The sequence below is a fragment of the Pseudomonas sp. URMO17WK12:I9 genome, from assembly GCF_900230165.1.
GTDB classification, from domain to species: Bacteria; Pseudomonadota; Gammaproteobacteria; order Pseudomonadales; family Pseudomonadaceae; genus Aquipseudomonas; species Aquipseudomonas fulva.
This window is the reverse complement of the sequence record NZ_OCMQ01000008.1, coordinates 131,761-150,918: the sequence shown is the minus strand read 5'-3', so window position 1 is coordinate 150,918 and position 19,158 is coordinate 131,761. Positions and strand designations below refer to the sequence as shown.

Below are 19,158 nucleotides of genomic sequence, written 5' to 3'. Positions count from 1 at the left end.
CTCCAGCCTGACGCCCGACCCGCTGGCAAGCGGGCCGGGCGGCCGGTCAGAGGATGTTGAACGGGATGGTGGTCACGAGCCTGAATTCGTTCAGGCTGCCATCGCCCTGTGCCTTGCTTGCGCGGTGTGTGGTGTAGGTGGCGCGGATGCTGGTGTCCTTGAGCGGTCCGCTCTGTACGGCGTAGCTGGTGCCGATACCCCACTCGTAATGGGTCTCGCCATCGAGGCCCTGGACGTCATAGGCGCTACCGCGGTAATGGGTGCCGTCGATGCCCCAGCCCCGGGCGTTGTACAGGTTGAATTTCAGCCCTGGCACGCCGTAGTAAGCCATGTTGAGCACATAGGATAACTGCAGCGATTTCTCGTTCGGGCCGTTGAAGTCCGACAGCAGCGAGTTGGCCAGGTAGATGCCGTTGGTTTCGTGGAGGTAGTCGAAATACTCGTTGCCATTGACCTGCTGCCAGGCGGCGGTGAGGGTGTGCGCCTGATGGGTCAGGCCCAGCGACAGGCTGTAGGTGTCGTTGTCGATTTCGCCCATCTTGCGGCTGCCGGCGTCCACGGTCTTGTAGTAGTTGAGGCCCGTGGACAGGCTGAGCACGGCGCTGTCGCCGAACATGTGATTGGCGCCGAAGTAGTACTGGTTCCAGAAATCGTCGACCTTGGTGGCATACAGGCTGGTGGTCAGGCTCTTGAGGGGCTGGTAGTTGATACCGACCGTGCTGGCGCGGTCCGTTTCCACCCCGGCCGCACCGTATTCGCTGCGGAACTTGCTCAGGCTCTGCTCGGTACGGGGCGAGACCCGGTCGAAGGTACCCAGGTCGAACGTCAAGTTGTCGAATTCAGCGCTGTGCAGGAATGCGCCCTGAAAACTGGAGGGCAGGGCGCGGTTACCGATAAAGGCGATCATCGGGGTATCGACGGCCTGGCGACCGAGGGTCAGGGTGGTATTGGAAAGACGCGCCTTGACGTTGCCCAGCCCCAGTTTGCTCCACTGGCCGATGGCGTCGCCGTCGCTGTGGGTCAGGGTACGGTTGTTGGGACCTGCGATCGCTTCGCGGTCCTGCTGCAGGGCGATGGCGTTATAGCCGGCTGCCTCCACGGCAAAGCCCACCGTGCCCTGGGTAAAGCCCGAGGTGTAGTTGAGGATGGTGCCTTGCACCCAGTTTTCACGGGTGTGGGTCGGGTGACGGGTGCCGTCGCTCTTGTAGTAGCGCCACAGCGGTGCGCGGGTGGCGCGTTCGCGGGCGTACCAGTTGCGCGTCGTCCCGCCCAGGCTCTGGCCATCGACGAAACCCTTGGCCTGCGCCTGGGCGCTTTCGGCTGCGAGGGTGAGCGGCAAGTAGGCCTGGCTCTGTGGATCGGCGTGGACGGTGGTGGTTGCTGCACCTATGGCTAACGCCAGTGCGCTCGAATTGAACAGTCTCACGATAGAAGCTCCTTTTCATTTCTAGTTATTGCCGGCCTTGTGGGCCGGGTGGGTGTTGCCGTGTTGCCGTGTTGCCTGGGGCGCCCCGGGATCACCGAGGCTTAAGCGGGCGATGGGTAGGCATGGTGCGCGGGTCTCCCCCCCTGCGCGCCCTGCCTGCCAGTCGGTGCTAATCGACGCTGACGCCGGAAAACTCGTTGCGCCCGAACGGGCTGACCTTGAACCCGGACACTCGAGTGCTCAGGGGCTGATTGACAGTGGAGTGGGCCACTGGCGTGATCGGCACCTGCTGCTTGAGCCGCTGCTGGGCTTGCTGATAGAGCGTGGTGCGCTGAGCTTGGTCGGTAACCTGCTTGGCTTGCTTGACCAGGCTGTCGTACTGCGGGTCGCACCATTGCGAATAGTTGTTGCTGCCAATGGCGTCGCAGCTGTACAGCGTACCCAGCCAGTTGTCGGGGTCGCCGTTGTCACCGGTCCAGCCGATCAGCGCCACATCGTGCTCGCCGCTCTTGAGGCGCTTGATGTATTCGCCCCATTCGTAGCTGACGATGCGCACCTTCAAGCCCAGCTTGCTCCAATCGGCCTGGAGCATTTCGGCCATCAGCTTGGCGTTGGGGTTGTAGGGGCGTTGCACCGGCATGGCCCACAGAGTGATTTCGGTGCCAGGCTTGACCCCGGCCTGTTCGAGCAGCTGGCGGGCTTTTTCCGGGTCGTGCGGTGCATCGGTGATGCTAGTGTCGTAGGACCACTGGGTGGGCGGCATGGCGTTGACCGCCCGTTGTCCTGCTTCCTGGTAGACCGCCTGCAGGATGGCCTGCTTGTTGACTGCCATGTCCATGGCCTGGCGCACCTCAAGCCGATCGAATGGCGGGTGCTGGGTGTTGTAGGCGATATAGCCCAGGTTGAACCCTGCTTGCTGCAAGACCTGCACGTTCGTGTCCTGCTTGAGCCCTGGCAGGTCGGCCGGCCGCGGATGCAGGGTGACCTGGCACTCGTTGCGGCGCAGTTTCTGGATGCGCACCGACGGATCGACATTGATCGAGAACACCAGGTTGTCGAGCTTCACCTGCTCGGGCGCCCAGTAGGCACGGTTGGCCTTGTAGCGGATCTGCGAGTCTTTCTGGTAGCGCTGGAACACGAACGGGCCGGTGCCTATCGGTTGCTGGTTGATGTCGCTAGGGCGGCCGGTTTTAAGCAACTGCTCGGCGTATTCGGCGGACAGGATCGAGGCAAAGCTCATGGCCAGGTTCTGGATGAACGCGGCGTCTACGGTGTGCAGCGTGAACACCACGGTGAACGGGTCGGTCTTTTCGACGCCTGCGATGTTCTTGTCCAGGCCCATGCTGACGAAGTAGGGAAACTCGGTGGGGTAGGCCTTGCGAAACGGGTGCTGCCTGTCGAGCATGCGGTTGAAGGTGAACAGCACGTCGTCTGCGTTGAAGGGCCGGCTGGGGGTGAAGGCCTTGTTGCTGTGAAAGCTCACGCCTTCGCGCAGGTGAAAGGTGTAGCGCAGGCCGTCCTCGGTGACTTCCCAGCGGGTGGCCAGGGCAGGGTGTACCGCCGTGCCGCCGCGCTCGAACTCCACCAGGCGGTTATAGATCGGCTGGGCCGCGTCATTGTCGGTGGCGGTGGTGTATTGGGCCGTATCGAAACCGGCCGGGCTGCCTTCGGAGCAGAACACCAAGTTGTTGGCCATCACGGCTGGCGTCTGGCCGACCAGGGCCAGGGCGAGCAGTGTAGAAAGTCGGGTCACGTGGCGCATGCTAAGTCCTTTTGGGTGCTGGGCCGGCTCCGGGCACGAATCGCGGCAACAGTTCGCCTGTCCCGCACGCTTGGCAGCGGGACGACTGGGTATGAATGGGGTGGGTCAGGCGCCCGTCAGGCGGGCGCAGCCCTCAGGCTATTTGTCGACGCTGACGCCGTAGAACGCGTTGAGGGCAAATGGACTGATCTTGAAGTCCTTCACCTTGGCACTCATGGGCTGGTAGACGGTGGAGTGGGCGATCGGGGTGATCGGCACCTGCTCCTTGAGGATGTGCTGGGCTTTCTGATAAAGCTCGGTGCGCTTGGCCTGGTCGGAGGTGGCCTTGGCCTGCTTGATCAGGTCATCGTAGGGCTTGTAGCACCACTTGGAGAAGTTGTTGCCGTCGATGGCGTCGCAGCCATACAAGGTGCCCAGCCAGTTGTCAGGGTCGCCATTGTCCCCGCTCCAGCCAATGAGCATGGCGCCTTGTTCGCCCGCCTTGGAGCGCTTGATGTACTCGCCCCACTCATAGCTGACGATCTTGGCCTTGATGCCGATCTTGGCCCAGTCTGCCTGGAGCATCTCGGCCATCAGTTTGGCGTTGGGGTTGTACGGCCGCTGGACCGGCATGGCCCACAGGGTGATTTCAGTGCCGTCCTTGATGCCGGCTTCCTTGAGCAACTGGCGGGCCTTGTCGGGGTCGTGGGGAGCGTCCTTGATGCTGCTGTCATACGACCACTGGGTCGGCGGCATGGCATTGACCGCCAGCTGGCCCGCCCCCTGGTACACCGACTCGATGATTTTCTGCTTGTCCACGGCCATGTCCAGCGCCTGGCGCACCTTGAGCTGGGCCATGGGGTTGGGCTGGTTGCTGCCCTTGACCTGGTCCATCACGTTGTAGGCGATGTAGCCCAGGTTGAAGCCCGCTTGCTGGGGCATCTGCAGCTTGGAGTCCTGCTTGAGCGGCGCGATATCGGCCGGACGCGGGAACAGCGTGACCTGGCACTCGTTCTTCTTGAGTTTCTGCATGCGCACCGAAGCATCGGTGGTGATGGCGAAGATCAGGTTGTCGATCTTCACGTCCTCGGGTTTCCAGTAGTCCTTGTTGCCCTTGAAGCGGATCTGCGCGTCCTTCTGGTACTTGCTGAACACGAACGGGCCAGTGCCGATCGGCTTCTGGTTGATGTCGGCGGCCTTGCCGTTCTTGAGCAACTGGTCGGCGTACTCGGCGGACTGGATGGACGCGAAGCTCATGGCCAGGTTCTGGATGAAGGCGGCGTCGACGTCGTTGAGGGTGAACTTGACCGTGTGCTCGTCCAGTTTCTCGATCCCGGCGATGTTCTTGTCCATGCCCATGTCGGTGAAGTACGGGAACTCGGTGGGGTAGGCCTTGCGGAATGGATGGTCCTTGTCGAGCATGCGGTTGAACGTGAACAGCACGTCGTCTGCATTGAACGGGCGGGTGGGCTTGAAGTAGTCGGTGGTGTGGAACTTCACGCCTTCGCGCAGGTGGAAGGTGTAGGTCTTGCCATCTTCTGCAACCTCCCAGCGCGTTGCCAGCCCCGGGATGACCGCAGTGCCGCCACGCTCGAACTGAGTCAACCGGTTGAAGACCGTTTCGGCCGAGGCGTCGAAATCGGTACCGGTGGTGTATTGCCCCGGGTCGAAACCGGCCGGGCTGCCTTCTGAACAGAACACCAGGTTCGAAGCGGCGAAGGCCGACGGCGCGCCAGTGAGCAAACCTGCGCCTAGCAGGAACGGAATGACTGCATGTTTGAGCATGTTGGCCTCATTGTTGTCATTGTTCAGAGAGGGCGGCCTCGTGAGCCGACCTGCGGATACTTATGCAGGGGTGGGCCCAATGCAATATGCACAAGGTTAGTCGGGACTTGAAAAGTGGCACGGCAGTACATGAATGTCGCATCGATGTAACTTTTGGCGGAGTTAAACGTTTGCGAGGGCAGAATGGTGGCTTTTTGCTGAATATTACTGATTGGATGAGGATGTCGGGAAAGGCTTAAGAGGGTGTAGGAAATCTCTTAAAATGCAGGCCTTCCTTCAGGGCAGGGTGAAAAGCCCTGACGGGGCAGTCAAGGCGCCAGGGCATCAGTTGCTGGTCAGGGGGCTGGCCTGGGGCCTGCCCCTGCCGACTCGCCGTCAAGGCATCTGCACTTCGATCAAGCCATCGGCGTTCATGCTCACTTCGCTGGTGCCCGCCTCGATGTCCGGCGCTGGCGCAGCTTCGTCTGCTGCCATGGCCTTCATCGCCATCGGTGCACTGCGCAGGTAAGGCCGTGGATAGCCGCTGCTGTTCAGGTTGAGGCTGACCACCTTGTAACCACTGCCGCCCAGGGCTTCGGTGGCCAATTGGGCGCGCGCCTTGAATGCGTCGACGGCTTCCTTGAGCAGCGCGTCTTCGCTGGACTTGCGGGTAGCCGGTGCGATGGAGAAGTCCATGCCGCCCATTTTCAGGTCTTGCAGCAGCTCGGCGGTGAGCTGTGAAAGCGCTGGGAAGTCCGCGCTTTCGAGCCGCAGCTCGGCACGCTCGCGCCAGCCGGTGATTTTCTGGCCTTTGGTGTCGTACACCGGGTAGCTGTTGCGGCTGCCCTGGCTGATCTTGACGTCCTTGACCTGGCGCGACTGCTGCACAGCCTTGTTCATGGTCTCGGTGATCTGCTTGGCAAGCTTGCCCGGGTCGGTGTTCTGCGCTTCGCTGTAGAGGGTCACGACCATCAGGTCGCGTGCCACTTCCTTGCTCACTTCGGCGCGCAGTGACACCTGATTGAAGCGCGGCTCATCGGCGGCCAGCGCTGGCAAGCTGGCCAGCAAACCGCAGGACAAGAGAAGGGCAGCGCCGCGACGTTGGATTAGCATAAGGTGCTCCTTGGCAGATGAAAGCGTGGGGTGTGGCCATCCATTCCACGCATGGCTCATCAGACCGGGAACAGTGTAGTGGGTTCAGCGCTGGCCCCATGAAGCTGTGACAAAGTGTGGCGCTTTGCCGCATCACTGCAGCAGCATGCCCCGCTTCGGTATACTCCAGCCGATTTTCTGGAGCACTCATCAGGAGAGCTCATGCTCGCCGCCGCACAACCGCTGTCCGCTACGCGCCAGAACCTCTGGCGACTGACCGTTATTCGCGTCCTGGTTTTGGCCGCCCAGGCCGGCTCGGTCGGCGTGGCCTACTGGACCGAGCTGCTGCCACTGCCCTGGCTGTCGCTGGCCGGCACCCTGGCCTTGTCCTCGCTGCTGTGCGCCTTCACGGCGCTGCGCCTGCGCCTGTCGCTGCCGGTCACCGAACTCGAGTATGCCCTGCAACTGGCGTGCGACCTGTTGATACACAGCGCTCTGCTGTACTACTCCGGCGGCTCGACCAACCCTTTTGTGTCCTACTACCTGGTGCCGCTGGCGATCGCGGCGGTGACGCTGCCCTGGCTGTATTCGCTGATTCTGTCGGGCATCGCGCTGACGGCCTACAGCCTGCTGCTGGTGCAGTTCTACCCGCTTGAGGGCCTGCCGCTGGCACGGGACAAGATGCAGGTCTACGGCATGTGGCTGAGCATTGCGCTGGCCGCGGCGGTGATCACCTTCTTTGCCGCGCGCATGGCCGAGGAGCTTCGGCGCCAGGAACACCTGCGCTCGGAGCGGCGCGAAGAAAGCCTGCGCGATGAGCAATTGCTGGCCGTGGCCACCCAGGCGGCGGGCGCGGCCCACGAGCTGGGTACGCCGCTGGCGACGATGAGCGTGTTGCTCAACGAGATGCGCCAGGACCATACTGATCCGCTGCTGCAGGAAGACCTGCAGATTCTTCAGGACCAGGTCAAACTGTGCAAAGAAACACTGCAACAGCTGGTTCGCGCCGCCGAGGCCAATCGCCGCCTGGCCATTGTCGAGCAGGAGGTCACCGTCTGGCTCGACGAGGCCCTCAACCGCTGGCACCTGATGCGCCCGGAAGCCAGTTACCGCTTCCAGCGCCTGCGTGATGGGCTCGTCCCTCGGTTGACGCCGCCGCCTGACCTGACCCAGGCACTGCTCAACTTGTTGAACAACGCCGCCGACGCCTGTCCTGATGACCTGGAGGTGCGCCTGGACTGGGATCACCAGGACATCGTCATCAGCATTCGCGACCATGGCCCTGGCGTACCGCCGGCCATCGCCGAGGCCATTGGCAAACCTTTCATTACCACCAAGGGCAAGGGCTTCGGCCTGGGCCTGTTCCTGAGCAAGGCCAGCGTCACCCGTGCGGGTGGCTCAGTGAAACTCTATAGTCATGAACAAGGTGGCACCCTGACCGAATTGCGCCTGCCCTATGGCACGCGAGGAGAAGCATGATGAGTGAAGAAACCCAGGTTGAAACCGAAGAGCTGCCGCACCTGCTGTTGGTGGACGACGATGCTACCTTCACCCGGGTGATGGCCCGGGCCATGAGCCGCAGGGGCTTTCGGGTAAGCACCGCCAGCTCGGCCGAAGAAGGTTTGATCCTGGCCCAGCAAGACCTGCCGGACTACGCCACGCTCGACCTGAAAATGGAAGGGGATTCGGGCCTGGTGCTGCTGCCCAAGCTGCTGGAGCTGGACCCGGAAATGCGGGTCGTCATCCTGACCGGGTACTCGAGCATCGCCACGGCCGTGGAAGCGGTCAAGCGCGGCGCCTGCAACTACCTGTGCAAACCGGCTGACGCTGACGACGTGCTGGCGGCCCTGTTGTCCGAGCATACCGACCTGGACACCCTGGTGCCGGAAAACCCCATGTCCGTGGACCGTCTGCAATGGGAACACATCCAGCGCGTGCTGAACGAGCACGAGGGCAACATTTCGGCGACCGCACGCGCGCTAGGCATGCACCGTCGGACACTGCAGCGCAAATTGCAGAAGCGGCCAGTTCGGCGCTGAATCGTGCTGTAGGCGCGGCCTGTTGCCGCGAGGTAGCGGCCCCGACAACATGCGCTGCGCAGCTGACACCTGGGGCTGCTGCGCAGCCCATCGCGGCCGGTCCAGTGCCCCGGCAGGGCACGGTTGCGCTCCCATCACCGCACAATGCCCGCAAATCCTGGCCGTTGGCGTATCATTAGCCCCCTAACGGCAACCCCCTTTCAGGATCGTGCGCCCATGCTTGCCCTTCTCATCCAGACGCTGAACATCACGGCGCCCGTTTTCGCCATGCTGTTTCTGGGCGTGTTGCTTCGCCGTATCCACCTGATCGACGACAACTTCAACAAGGTCGCTTCGCAACTGGTGTTCAACGTCTGCATGCCGGCCTTGCTGTTTCTGGGCATCTATCATGCCGACCTGGCGGCGGCGGTCCGGCCAGGGATCATGATCTATTTCACGGTGGCCACTCTGGCCGGATTTGCCATCGCCTGGGGCATGGCCGTCTGGCGCAGCCCGTGGGCCGACCGTGGTATCTACACCCAAGGCGCCTTTCGCGGCAACAACGGGGTGATTGGCCTGGCGCTGGCCGCAAGCTTGTACGGCGACTATGGCATCTCACTGGGTGCGGTACTGGCTGGGTTGGTGATCCTGTTGTACAACTCGTTGTCTGCCATCGTGCTGGCGGTCTACAGCCCCGACCTGAAGTCCGACCCGTGGAGCATCCTCAAAAGCATCCTGAAAAATCCACTGATTCTCAGCGTGCTGGTCGCCATTCCCATGGCCTACGGCCAGGTCCCTTTGCCGAATTGGCTGCTCACCTCCGGTGACTACCTGGCGCAGATGACCTTACCCCTTGCCCTGATCTGCATTGGCGGCACCCTGTCGCTGACGGCCCTGCGCGACAGCGGCAGGTTGGCCGTGGACGCCAGCCTGGTGAAAATGGCCTGGCTGCCACTCGTTGGGACCCTGGGTGCCTGGCTTTGTGGTTTTCGCGGGGCCGAACTGGGCATCCTGTTTCTCTACATCGGCAGCCCCACCGCAGCGGCCAGCTACGTGATGGCGCGTGCGGCCAACGGCAACCATGAACTGGCCGCGTCAATCATCGTGATTACCACGCTGATGGCCGCGATCACCACCAACATTGGTATTTTCATCTTGCAGTGGGGCGGATGGATCTAGATCCTTGACTGCAAACAACAGCATTGCCTCACTGAGCGAAAGGACACTTCATGCAAGACCAGAGCACGCCCGAGCGGTTACAGCGCGGGCTGAAGAATCGTCACATCCAGCTGATCGCGCTCGGCGGCGCCATCGGCACGGGGTTGTTCCTGGGCATTGCCCAGACCATCCAGCTGGCCGGCCCCTCCGTTTTGCTGGGCTATGCCATTGCTGGCCTAATGGCGTTCCTGATCATGCGCCAGCTCGGGGAAATGGTCGTCGAAGAGCCGGTGGCCGGTAGCTTCAGCCATTTTGCCCACCAGTACTGGAGCGAGTTCGCAGGCTTCGTGTCTGGCTGGAACTACTGGGTGGTCTACGTGTTGGTCGGCATGGCCGAGCTGACGGCGGTGGGTATCTATGTCCAGTACTGGTGGCCTGACTTTCCAACCTGGGCCACGGCCGCGATCTTCTTTGTGGTGATCAACCTGATCAACCTCACCCAGGTGAAGGTCTATGGCGAGATGGAGTTCTGGTTCGCCTTGGTAAAAGTCGTGGCCATCGTCAGCATGATAGGTTTCGGCGCCTGGTTGCTCAGCACCGGTAACGGCGGCCCGGACGCCAGCGTGGCCAACCTGTGGCAATACGGCGGGTTCTTCCCCAATGGCGTGAGCGGCCTGGTCATGGCCCTGGCCGTGATCATGTTTTCGTTCGGTGGCCTGGAACTGGTAGGCATCACGGCCGCCGAAGCCGACAATCCGCGCCAGAGCATTCCCAAGGCCACCAACCAGGTGGTCTACCGGATCCTGATCTTCTACATCGGCGCGCTGGCGGTGCTGCTTTCGTTGTACCCCTGGCAGAAGGTGGTACAAGGCGGCAGTCCATTTGTGATGATCTTCCATGAGCTGGACAGCGACCTGGTCGCGACCATCCTCAACATCGTGGTCCTGACAGCGGCGCTGTCGGTCTACAACAGCTGCGTGTACGCCAACAGTCGCATGCTGTTCGGCCTGGCTAGCCAAGGTGACGCCCCGCGTCAACTGCTGAAGGTCAGCCGCAGCGGTGTACCCCTGGCAGCTTTAGGCATTTCTGCCCTGGCCACGGGCCTGTGTGTGGTGATCAACTACCTGATGCCCGGCGAAGCCTTTGGCCTGCTGATGGCACTGGCGGTGTCGGCGCTGGTGATCAACTGGGCCAGCATCAGCATCACCCACCTCAAGTTCCGCAAGGCCAAGCGCGCGGCAGGGGTACAGCCGTTCTACCAGAGCCTGGGCCATCCGTTCACCAACTACCTGTGCCTGGCCTTCATCGTGCTGATCCTGGTGGTGATGTACCTGACGCCGCCCATTCGCATCTCGGTGATGCTGATCCCTGGCTGGATCCTGCTGCTCTGGGTAGCCTTCAAGTTGAAGAAGGCCCGTCAGGCCAGCCGCTGATCTGACTTGGGGTGCTCAATGCTGGCGGCGCCAGGCGCGCACCGTGGTGTACACCAACACAACCGCCAGCACGGGCAATACGTAGAGCAGCATCAGGCGCTCCAGGCGTCCGGCCAGGGGCATGCCCATGGTGAACGCGGCGATGTGCAGGCCGTAGGCCAGGTACAGGCACAGGAACACCAGCCCTTCGGCCCGGGTGATGCGATAGCCTGAATAGAACACCGGCAAGCTCAACGCGGCCACACCCAGCATGACGGGCAGGTCGAAATCCAGCGCATTGGGCGAAATCGACAGGGGCTCGGGGGTCACCACGGCGGTCAGGCCCAATACGCCCAATAGGTTGAACAGGTTGCTGCCGATCACCGTGCCCACGGCGATCTCGCGTTCACCGCGCAAGGCAGCGATCAGGGCTGCTGCCAGTTCCGGCAACGACGTGCAGATGGCGACCACCGTAAGGCCGATGACGCGCTCGGACAGGCCCAGGTCAGTGGCCACTTCCACGGCAGCGTCGAGCAGCAGATGACCGGCCAGGTTCAGCAGGGCAAGGCCTGCCATCACCAACAGTAACGTCCCGCACCAGAAGCGTGCCGGGCTTTGTGGCACCGATGGCGGGGCAGGGTATGTGCGTGCGTAGTGACGGGACTGGTGCCAGAGCATGGCCAGGTAACCCACTAGCCCCATCAGCAGCAATACGCCTTCAACGCGGCCCAGATAGCCATTGGCAGCCAACCCGTAGACCAGGGCGCTGGCCAGGATCATCAGCGGAATATCCAGGCGTACCAGCTGGCGAGACACGCGAAGGGGAATGACCAGCGCTGCCAGGCCAAGAATGGCCAGCACATTGAAGATGTTGCTGCCGATGACGCTGCCCACGGCAACGTCCGGTGCGCCTTGGTAGGCGGCCTGCAGGCTGAGGGTCAACTGGGGTGCAGTGCTGCCGAATGCCACCAGGCTCAGCCCGATGATCAGCGGCCGCACGTGGAGGCGTTGCGCCAGGCGCAGTGCAGCCCGTACCAGCAGTTCGGCGCCTGCGACCAGCAGCAGCAAAGCGATGCCCAGTTGCAGCAGGCTGAACGTGGGGAGGGTGGCCAGATCGAAAATGGTAAAGCTCCTGGTCGTCAGTCACTAAGACCTTGTACTCGCACGCGCGCCGTTCCGCTACGCACCATGCCGATTTTTTCAGCGGCAGCCCGAGACAGGTCGATCAGCCGGCTGCGGGCGTGCGGGCCGCGGTCGTTGATGCGGACCACCACGCTGCGCCGATTGGCCAGGTTGGTCACCAGCACCCGGCTGCCGAACGGCAGGTTGCGATGAGCCGCCGTCAGGCCATGCTGATTGAACGCCTCGCCGCTGGCGGTGCGTTTGCCGTGATGGCGGGCGCCGTAGTAGGAGGCAGTACCCGTGCGGTCATAACCTCGCGGGTCGATGTCATGGCTGGCGCAGCCTGCCAGACAGGAAAAGAGGGCCAAGCTGGCCAAAGAACGTTTGAACATACAGGTACTCCGGTGCGCCGGGGCTTTTGGCCGGGCGCGGGACAAGCCGAGGTGGACCTGTGTCCTGGTCAACCTCGGCTGGTCTGTCAGCGAGGGCGAGCCCCCGCTGAAGGGTGCGGTCAGCCTTCGAGCTTGGCCTTGAGCAGCTGATTCACCTGCCCAGGGTTGGCCTTGCCCTTGGAAGCTTTCATGGCTTGGCCGACGAAGAAACCGAACATTTTGCCGCGCTTGGCCTCGTCGGCGGCGCGGTACTGTTCGACCTGTTCGGCGTTGGCCGCCAACACCTCGTCGAGCATCGACTCGATTGCGCCGCTGTCGGTGACCTGCTTGAGGCCGCGGCTTTCGATGATGGTGTCGGCGTCGCCTTCACCTGCCGCCATGGCCTCGAACACGGTCTTGGCGATCTTGCCGCTGATGGTGTTGTCGCGGATGCGCACCAGCATGCCGCCCAGTTGCGCGGCGGTGACCGGGGCCTGGTCAATCTCGATGCCCAGCTTGTTGAGCAGGCTGCCCAGCTCGACCATGACCCAGTTGGCGGCCATTTTGGCGTCGCCCCCGAGCTTGACCACCTCCTCGAAGTAGTCGGCCTGTTCACGGCTCGATGCCAAAACGTTGGCATCGTATGCCGACAGTCCGTACTGGCTTTGGAAGCGCTCGACTTTCTGGGTGGGCAGTTCCGGCAAGCCGGCGCGCACGGTTTCCAGGAAGCTGTCCTCGATGACCACCGGCAGCAGGTCCGGGTCGGGGAAGTAACGGTAGTCGTTGGCTTCCTCCTTGCTGCGCATGGAGCGGGTCTCGTCCTTGTTCGGATCGTACAGGCGCGTTTCCTGAACCACCTTGCCGCCGTCCTCGATCAAGTCGATCTGGCGCTGGATCTCGCTGTTGATCGCGCGCTCGATGAAGCGGAACGAGTTGACGTTCTTGATCTCGCAGCGAGTGCCGAACTCGGTCTGGCCCTTGGGCCGGATCGACACGTTGCAGTCGCAGCGCAGTGATCCTTCGGCCATGTTGCCGTCGCAGATGCCCAGGTAGCGCACCAGCGCATGGATGGCCTTGACATAGGCCACCGCTTCCTTGGCGCTGCGCATGTCGGGCTCGGACACGATTTCCAGCAGCGGGGTGCCGGCACGGTTCAGGTCGATGCCGGTGGAGCCGCTGAAATCTTCGTGCAGGCTCTTGCCCGCATCTTCTTCCAGGTGGGCACGGGTCACGCCGATGCGCTTGATGGTGCCGTCTTCCAGCGCGATGTCCAGGTGGCCCTTGCCCACAATCGGCAGGTCCATCTGGCTGATCTGATAGCCCTTGGGCAGGTCGGGGTAGAAGTAGTTCTTGCGCGCGAACACGTTGCGCTTGCCGATCTCGGCATCGATGGCCAGGCCGAACATGCACGCCATGCGCACCGCTTCCTGGTTCAGGACCGGCAGCACACCTGGCATGCCCAGGTCGACTAGGCTCGCCTGGGTGTTGGGTTCCGAGCCAAACGTGGTGGCACTACCGGAAAAGATTTTCGACTGGGTGGCGAGCTGAGTGTGAATTTCCAGCCCGATCACAACTTCCCATTGCATGTGTCTGTTCCTCAGAAGCCGTTAGGGGCGCGGGTGTGCCAGTCGGTCACCTGCTGGTAGCGATGGGCTACGTTGAGCAGGCGGCCTTCCTGGAAGTAAGGCGCCAGCAACTGCACGCCTACCGGCAAGCCATCGACGAAGCCGGCTGGCATCGACAGGCCTGGCAGGCCCGCGAGGTTGGCCGTGATGGTGTAGACGTCCTCGAGGTAGGCGGCGACCGGATCGCTGCTCTTGGCGCCCAGTTTCCAGGCCGGGTTGGGCGTGGTCGGGCCGAGAATCAGGTCGACATCCTTGAAGGCAGCCATGAAGTCGTTCTTGATCAGGCGGCGAATTTGCTGGGCCTTCACGTAGTACGCGTCATAGTAGCCCGCCGACAGGGCGTAGGTACCGACCATGATCCGGCGCTGCACTTCGGCGCCGAAGCCTTCGCCGCGGGAACGCTTGTACAGGTCGGTCAGGTCCTTGGGCGCCTCGCAGCGATGACCGAAGCGAACACCGTCGAAACGCGACAGGTTCGAGGACGCTTCTGCCGGAGCGATCACGTAGTACGCCGGGATGGCGTGTTGCATGTTCGGCAGGCTGATTTCCTTGACCACCGCGCCGAGCTTTTCCAGCTCCTTGACGCTGGCCTGCACGAGGTCGGCGATGCGCGGGTCCAGGCCAGCCCCGAAGTACTCTTTCGGCAGACCGATACGCAACCCTTGCAGCGAATCACCCAGGGTGGCGCTGTAGTCGGGAACCGGCTCCTCGATGCTGGTCGAATCCTTGGCGTCGAAGCCGGCCATGCCTTGCAGCAGCAGCGCGCAGTCCTCGGCCGTGCGGGCCAGGGGGCCGCCCTGGTCCAGGCTCGAGGCATAGGCGATCATGCCCCAGCGCGAGACGCGGCCATAGGTAGGCTTGAGGCCGGTGAGGTTGGTCAGTGCGGCCGGCTGACGGATCGAGCCGCCGGTGTCGGTGCCGGTGGTCACCGGCAACAGGCGCGCTGCCACGGCAGCGGCCGAGCCGCCCGACGAGCCACCCGGTACGTGCTCGAGGTTCCAGGGGTTTTTCACCGCGCCGTAGTGGCTCGATTCGTTGGCCGAGCCCATGGCGAACTCGTCCATGTTGGTCTTGCCCAGCGTGACCATGCCAGCTTCGGCGAGCTTGGCCACCACGGTGGCGTCATAGGGCGCCTTGAAGGTGTCGAGCATCTTCGACGCGCAGCTGGTGCGCACGCCCTGGGTGCAGAACAGGTCCTTGTGGGCAATGGGCGCGCCCAGCAACGCCCCGCCTTCGCCAGCGGCGCGGCGGGCATCGGCAGCACGTGCCTGGCCCAGGGCCAGCTCGTCGGTCACGGTGATGAAGCTGTTGAGCTGTGGGTCGAGCTGCTTGATACGGGCCAGCAGGGCGCCGGTCAGCTCTTCGGAGGAAAACGACTTGTCGGCGAGTCCGCGGGCGATCTCGGCCAGGGTCAATTGATGCATGGCAGGCTCTATCCCTTACTCGATGACTTTCGGAACCAGGTACAGACCGTTTTCGGTCTGTGGGGCGACGGCCTGATAGGCGTCACGCTGGTTGTGCTCGGTGACCTGGTCGGGGCGCAGGCGCTGGCTGGCCTCAAGGGGGTGAGCCAGGGGTTCGATGCCGGCGGTGTCCACCGCTTGCATCTGGTCGACCAACCCGAGGATGCTGTTCAAGGCGTCGGTAATGCGTGGCAGTTCGCCATCATGTAGGCCCAGTCGGGCCAGATGGGCGATCTTTTCCACGTCGCAGCGTTCAAGCGCCATGGGGATCTCCAGAAGGATAGAAAGAACGGATTCAGTGTCCGCAATGAGGAACATGTCAGCTTTTTGGCGGTCCAATAGCCGCGATCATCGGCTGGCATGCTCGGAAAAACAGCCAATTTAACATATTGGCTCCTTGCCCAAAATCCCTGCCATTGTTAGAGTTTGCCGCACTTTTTTACCCACGCTTTCCCCAGGGTCACTTTCCCATGTTCAAGAAACTGCGTGGCATGTTTTCCAGCGATCTGTCCATCGACCTGGGTACTGCCAACACCCTAATTTACGTGCGTGAGCGCGGTATCGTCCTGAATGAGCCCTCGGTTGTTGCCATCCGTACCCATGGCAATCAGAAAAGCGTCGTCGCCGTCGGTACCGAAGCCAAACGCATGCTGGGCCGTACGCCTGGCAACATCGCAGCCATTCGTCCGATGAAGGACGGCGTGATCGCCGACTTCAGCGTCTGCGAAAAAATGTTGCAATACTTTATCAACAAGGTTCATGAGAACAGCTTCCTGCAGCCCAGCCCTCGTGTGCTGATCTGCGTGCCGTGCAAGTCCACCCAGGTTGAGCGCCGCGCCATTCGCGAGTCGGCCCTGGGAGCAGGTGCCCGCGAAGTGTTCCTGATCGAAGAACCCATGGCGGCCGCCATCGGTGCCGGCCTGCCGGTCGAAGAGGCCCGTGGCTCCATGGTCGTCGACATCGGCGGTGGTACCACCGAAATCGCGTTGATCTCGCTCAACGGGGTGGTCTATGCCGAATCGGTGCGTGTCGGTGGTGACCGCTTCGACGAAGCCATCGTGACCTACGTGCGCCGTAACTACGGCAGCCTGATCGGCGAATCCACCGCCGAGCGCATCAAGCAGGAAATCGGTACTGCCTACCCGGGCGGTGAAGTGCGCGAAGTCGACGTTCGCGGCCGTAACCTTGCCGAAGGCGTACCGCGTGCGTTCACCCTGAACTCCAACGAAGTGCTCGAAGCGCTGCAGGAGTCGCTGGCGACCATCGTTCAGGCGGTCAAGAGCGCCCTGGAGCAGTCGCCACCCGAACTGGCTTCCGACATCGCCGAACGTGGCCTGGTGTTGACCGGCGGCGGCGCACTGCTGCGTGACCTGGACAAGCTGCTGGCCCAGGAAACCGGGCTGCCGGTCATCGTCGCCGAAGACCCGTTGACCTGTGTCGCCCGCGGCGGCGGTCGAGCCCTGGAAATGATGGACAAGCACGCAATGGACCTGCTCTCGAGCGAGTGATTCGTCCTCGCGGCTCGTGAGCCCCGGTTTACAGGTAGCACGCACAGTGCTACCTGTATGTGCTGGCCGGTGCCCGTCCGGGCGCCTCATCCGTCAATTCGTAACCAGGCTGGTGCCTTGTCCCATGTCCAATGACTTCCTGAGTCGTCCACGAGGAACGGCCCATTAAACCGCTTTTCTCCAAGGGCCCGTCGCTGGGCGTTCGCCTGCTCGTCCTGGTGGTGATGTCGGTCGCGTTGATGGTCGTCGACGCGCGCTTTGACCTGCTCAAGCCCGTTCGCAGCCAGATGGGCCTGGTGCTCATGGAATCGTACTGGATCACCGACTTGCCGCAACGCGCCTGGCAAGGGGTGGCGGGCCAGTTCGGCAGCCGCAACGAGCTGATTGCCGAGAACGAGAAACTCAAGACCGAGGCCCTGCTGCTGCAAGGTCGCCTGCAGAAGCTGGCGGCGTTGACCGAGCAGAACGTGCGCCTGCGTGAGCTACTCAATTCCTCGGCGCTGGTTGACGAAAAGGTCGAAGTTGCCGAATTGATCGGCGTCGATCCCAACCCCTTCACACACCGCATCCTGATCAACAAGGGTGAGCGCGATGGCGTGTTTCTCGGTCAACCGGTGCTCGACGCTCGCGGCCTGATGGGGCAGGTGGTCGAACTGATGCCCTATACCTCGCGGGTCTTGCTGCTCACCGATACCACCCACGGCATTCCCGTGCAGGTCAACCGCAACGGTTTGCGCGCCATTGCCAGCGGTACCGGCAACCCGGAGCGCCTCGAGTTGCGCCACGTGGCCGATACGGCGGACATCAAGGAAGGCGACCTGCTGGTCAGCTCCGGCATGGGCCAACGCTTCCCCGCCGGTTATCCCGTGGCCACCGTCAACGAGGTGATCCACGATTCCGGCCAGCCATTCGCCATTGTGCGCGCCATCCCCACCGCGGCGCTCAACCGTAGCCGTTACATGCTGCTGGTGTTCAGCGACCGGCGTACGCCCGAGCAGCGCGCCACCGATGCCGCGATTGCCCAGGAAGAAGCAGACCGCAAAGGCGAGAGGGTTCCTGCTCAGGGTGCTGGTACGACCGGTCAAGGTGCGCCTGCAAACGGCACTCCCGCAAACGGTACCCCTGCAAACGGCGCGCCTGCCGTAACCCCTGCGCCTGCCACCCAGTCCAGTACGCCCGCCACAGCGCCAGCTGCACAGTCCGCAAGCCCGGCCGCAGCGCCCGCTGCGCCCACTCAATCCCGGAGGCAGTGATGGCCGCATCGCGCCGCAACAATGGTTGGGTCATCTGGCTGACATTTGCCGTTGGCCTGCTGCTCAGTGTCTCGCCCATGCCGCAGTTCATGGAAGTCTTTCGGCCTATGTGGCTGGCGTTGCTGGTGTCGTTCTGGACCTTGAACGTGCCGCACAAGGTCGGCATGGCCACAGCGTTCATGCTTGGCCTGGCCGAGGACGTGCTGTACGGCACCCTGTTGGGGCAGAACGCGTTGATCCTCACCCTGATCACATTCCTGGTGCTGTCGCTGCAACAGCGCCTGCGCATGTTCCCCATGTGGCAGCAAAGCCTGATCATCCTGGTGGTCTTCGGCATTGCACAGTTGCTCCAGCTGTGGCTCAGTGCCTTGACCGGTAATCGCCTGCCTACCCTGGCGCTGGTCTGGTCGGCCGTGATCAGCGCGCTGCTCTGGCCGTGGATCAGCTTTGCCTTGCGCGACCTTCGCCGACGCTTGCACATCAATTGACGGCTTGGTGGCCGCTGACAGGGAGATGTCCGAATGACCCCGCTATACCTGGCTTCCGGCTCTCCACGTCGACGCGAGCTGTTGACGCAGATCGGCGTACGCTTCAGGGTTGCCAGCGCGCCCATCGATGAAACCCCGCTGCCTGGCGAAAGCGCCGAGGTGTATGTGCAGCGCCTGGCCAAAGCCAAGGCTGCAGCGGGTCGTGCCCGTCTCGAACCGGCCGAGACCGCGAACGAGGGCGCTGTGGTGTTGGGCGCTGACACGGCCGTCGTGCTTGACGGCCATATTCTGGGCAAACCCGAGCACCGTGACGACGCCTTGGGCATGCTGGCCCGGTTGTCCGGCCGCGAACACCAGGTATTGACGGCCGTGGCGCTCGATGACGGCACGCGTGTCGAGAGCTTGTGTGTCAGCAGCACCGTCCGCTTTCGCGACATCCACCAGCAGGAAGCGCAGCGCTACTGGGCCAGCGGCGAGCCGGCAGACAAGGCGGGCGGCTATGCGATTCAAGGGCTGGGCGCGGTATTCGTCACCGGGCTGATTGGCAGCTATTCGGCCGTGGTCGGCCTGCCATTGAGCGAAACGGCACAGTTGCTCGAGCGCTTCGGCATCGCTTGCTGGCAACAGGCGGCCTCGGAACCTGAGGTGACGCGCCCGCAGTAGCCAGCACCGTTTGCGCCATCCATCATTAGAACAAGACCCTGGACGAGAACCTGC

17 protein-coding genes are annotated in these 19,158 nt (G+C 62.8%); 8 read left to right on the top strand and 9 right to left on the bottom strand.

The annotated features are described in order from the left end of the window. Positions 1-46: 46 nt before the first annotated feature. The 4 genes from CRP40_RS16580 to CRP40_RS16565 form a co-directional block, all read right to left on the bottom strand. Positions 47-1,426: an OprD family porin gene (locus CRP40_RS16580; RefSeq protein WP_027913716.1), complete on the bottom strand. Its 1,380-nt coding sequence runs from the start codon at positions 1,424-1,426 to the stop codon at positions 47-49. Between the two features lie 169 nt (positions 1,427-1,595). Continuing rightward, the gene (locus tag CRP40_RS16575; RefSeq protein ID WP_027913717.1) at positions 1,596-3,188 is read right to left on the bottom strand and encodes an ABC transporter substrate-binding protein; all 1,593 of its coding nucleotides are present in this window, start codon (positions 3,186-3,188) and stop codon (positions 1,596-1,598) included. 138 nt (positions 3,189-3,326) lie between these two features. Next, positions 3,327-4,952: an ABC transporter substrate-binding protein gene (locus CRP40_RS16570; protein ID WP_027913718.1), complete on the bottom strand. Its 1,626-nt coding sequence runs from the start codon at positions 4,950-4,952 to the stop codon at positions 3,327-3,329. Positions 4,953-5,327: 375 nt separating this feature from the next. Continuing rightward, the gene (locus CRP40_RS16565; RefSeq protein WP_027913719.1) at positions 5,328-6,044 is read right to left on the bottom strand and encodes an SIMPL domain-containing protein; all 717 of its coding nucleotides are present in this window, start codon (positions 6,042-6,044) and stop codon (positions 5,328-5,330) included. Positions 6,045-6,245: 201 nt separating this feature from the next. On the opposite strand from CRP40_RS16565, the gene CRP40_RS16560 reads away from it, so the two are divergent. The 4 genes from CRP40_RS16560 (at position 6,246) to CRP40_RS16545 (ending at position 10,632) form a co-directional block, all read left to right on the top strand. Beyond that, the gene (locus CRP40_RS16560; protein ID WP_027913720.1) at positions 6,246-7,502 is read left to right on the top strand and encodes an ATP-binding protein; all 1,257 of its coding nucleotides are present in this window, start codon (positions 6,246-6,248) and stop codon (positions 7,500-7,502) included. Then, the gene (locus tag CRP40_RS16555) at positions 7,502-8,062 is read left to right on the top strand and encodes a response regulator transcription factor (RefSeq protein WP_027913721.1); all 561 of its coding nucleotides are present in this window, start codon (positions 7,502-7,504) and stop codon (positions 8,060-8,062) included. Before CRP40_RS16560 ends, CRP40_RS16555 begins: the two co-directional genes overlap by 1 nt. 216 nt (positions 8,063-8,278) lie before the next feature. Further along, positions 8,279-9,220, top strand: coding sequence for an AEC family transporter (locus tag CRP40_RS16550; RefSeq protein ID WP_027913722.1), 942 nt, complete (start codon positions 8,279-8,281; stop codon positions 9,218-9,220). A gap of 50 nt (positions 9,221-9,270) precedes the next feature. Continuing rightward, positions 9,271-10,632 (top strand): amino acid permease, encoded by a 1,362-nt coding sequence (locus CRP40_RS16545; protein WP_027913723.1) that lies wholly within the window; start codon positions 9,271-9,273, stop codon positions 10,630-10,632. Positions 10,633-10,647: 15 nt separating this feature from the next. Here the strand turns inward: CRP40_RS16545 and CRP40_RS16540 are convergent, their stop codons facing one another. From CRP40_RS16540 to gatC, 5 genes are all read right to left on the bottom strand, one after another. After that, a complete protein-coding gene (locus CRP40_RS16540) occupies positions 10,648-11,691 on the bottom strand; it encodes a calcium/sodium antiporter (RefSeq protein WP_027913724.1) in 1,044 nt (347 codons plus the stop codon). Positions 11,692-11,750: 59 nt separating this feature from the next. Further along, positions 11,751-12,125: a septal ring lytic transglycosylase RlpA family protein gene (locus tag CRP40_RS16535; RefSeq protein WP_023533371.1), complete on the bottom strand. Its 375-nt coding sequence runs from the start codon at positions 12,123-12,125 to the stop codon at positions 11,751-11,753. Between the two features lie 119 nt (positions 12,126-12,244). After that, on the bottom strand, positions 12,245-13,690 hold the full coding sequence (gatB, locus tag CRP40_RS16530; RefSeq protein ID WP_027913725.1) for an Asp-tRNA(Asn)/Glu-tRNA(Gln) amidotransferase subunit GatB: 1,446 nt from the start codon (positions 13,688-13,690) through the stop codon (positions 12,245-12,247). 11 nt (positions 13,691-13,701) lie between these two features. Next, complete coding sequence (gene gatA, locus CRP40_RS16525; RefSeq protein ID WP_027913726.1) at positions 13,702-15,153, bottom strand: Asp-tRNA(Asn)/Glu-tRNA(Gln) amidotransferase subunit GatA; 1,452 nt, start codon at positions 15,151-15,153, stop codon at positions 13,702-13,704. 15 nt (positions 15,154-15,168) lie between these two features. After that, complete coding sequence (gatC, locus tag CRP40_RS16520) at positions 15,169-15,456, bottom strand: Asp-tRNA(Asn)/Glu-tRNA(Gln) amidotransferase subunit GatC (protein ID WP_027913727.1); 288 nt, start codon at positions 15,454-15,456, stop codon at positions 15,169-15,171. A 206-nt stretch (positions 15,457-15,662) separates the two neighbouring features. Between gatC and mreB the strand changes: the two genes are divergently transcribed. From mreB to CRP40_RS16500, 4 genes are all read left to right on the top strand, one after another. Beyond that, positions 15,663-16,700 carry a rod shape-determining protein MreB gene (gene mreB / locus CRP40_RS16515; RefSeq protein ID WP_003255163.1) on the top strand — a complete coding sequence of 346 codons (1,038 nt, stop codon included), beginning with the start codon at positions 15,663-15,665 and terminating at the stop codon, positions 16,698-16,700. A 164-nt stretch (positions 16,701-16,864) separates the two neighbouring features. Then, positions 16,865-17,953 (top strand): rod shape-determining protein MreC, encoded by a 1,089-nt coding sequence (gene mreC, locus CRP40_RS16510; protein ID WP_081728181.1) that lies wholly within the window; start codon positions 16,865-16,867, stop codon positions 17,951-17,953. Next, positions 17,953-18,441 carry a rod shape-determining protein MreD gene (gene mreD / locus CRP40_RS16505; protein ID WP_027913729.1) on the top strand — a complete coding sequence of 163 codons (489 nt, stop codon included), beginning with the start codon at positions 17,953-17,955 and terminating at the stop codon, positions 18,439-18,441. The genes mreC and mreD overlap by 1 nt, the downstream gene beginning before the upstream one ends. A 33-nt stretch (positions 18,442-18,474) precedes the next feature. Continuing rightward, positions 18,475-19,104 carry a Maf family protein gene (locus tag CRP40_RS16500; protein WP_027913730.1) on the top strand — a complete coding sequence of 210 codons (630 nt, stop codon included), beginning with the start codon at positions 18,475-18,477 and terminating at the stop codon, positions 19,102-19,104. The last annotated feature ends 54 nt before the right edge of the window (positions 19,105-19,158 follow it).

Excerpts from the sequence above, each read along its gene's own strand:
- CRP40_RS16555 (WP_027913721.1), top strand. The coding sequence starts at position 7,502 with ATGAGTGAAGAAACCCAGGTTGAAACCGAAGAGCTGCCGCACCTGCTG.
- gatA (WP_027913726.1), bottom strand. The coding sequence starts at position 15,153 with ATGCATCAATTGACCCTGGCCGAGATCGCCCGCGGACTCGCCGACAAG.
- mreD (WP_027913729.1), top strand. The coding sequence starts at position 17,953 with ATGGCCGCATCGCGCCGCAACAATGGTTGGGTCATCTGGCTGACATTT.
- CRP40_RS16500 (WP_027913730.1), top strand. The coding sequence starts at position 18,475 with ATGACCCCGCTATACCTGGCTTCCGGCTCTCCACGTCGACGCGAGCTG.
- CRP40_RS16545 (WP_027913723.1), top strand. The coding sequence starts at position 9,271 with ATGCAAGACCAGAGCACGCCCGAGCGGTTACAGCGCGGGCTGAAGAAT.
- CRP40_RS16575 (WP_027913717.1), bottom strand. The coding sequence starts at position 3,188 with ATGCGCCACGTGACCCGACTTTCTACACTGCTCGCCCTGGCCCTGGTC.
- gatC (WP_027913727.1), bottom strand. The coding sequence starts at position 15,456 with ATGGCGCTTGAACGCTGCGACGTGGAAAAGATCGCCCATCTGGCCCGA.
- CRP40_RS16550 (WP_027913722.1), top strand. The coding sequence starts at position 8,279 with ATGCTTGCCCTTCTCATCCAGACGCTGAACATCACGGCGCCCGTTTTC.
- CRP40_RS16570 (WP_027913718.1), bottom strand. The coding sequence starts at position 4,952 with ATGCTCAAACATGCAGTCATTCCGTTCCTGCTAGGCGCAGGTTTGCTC.
- CRP40_RS16560 (WP_027913720.1), top strand. The coding sequence starts at position 6,246 with ATGCTCGCCGCCGCACAACCGCTGTCCGCTACGCGCCAGAACCTCTGG.
- CRP40_RS16535 (WP_023533371.1), bottom strand. The coding sequence starts at position 12,125 with ATGTTCAAACGTTCTTTGGCCAGCTTGGCCCTCTTTTCCTGTCTGGCA.
- gatB (WP_027913725.1), bottom strand. The coding sequence starts at position 13,690 with ATGCAATGGGAAGTTGTGATCGGGCTGGAAATTCACACTCAGCTCGCC.
- mreB (WP_003255163.1), top strand. The coding sequence starts at position 15,663 with ATGTTCAAGAAACTGCGTGGCATGTTTTCCAGCGATCTGTCCATCGAC.
- CRP40_RS16565 (WP_027913719.1), bottom strand. The coding sequence starts at position 6,044 with ATGCTAATCCAACGTCGCGGCGCTGCCCTTCTCTTGTCCTGCGGTTTG.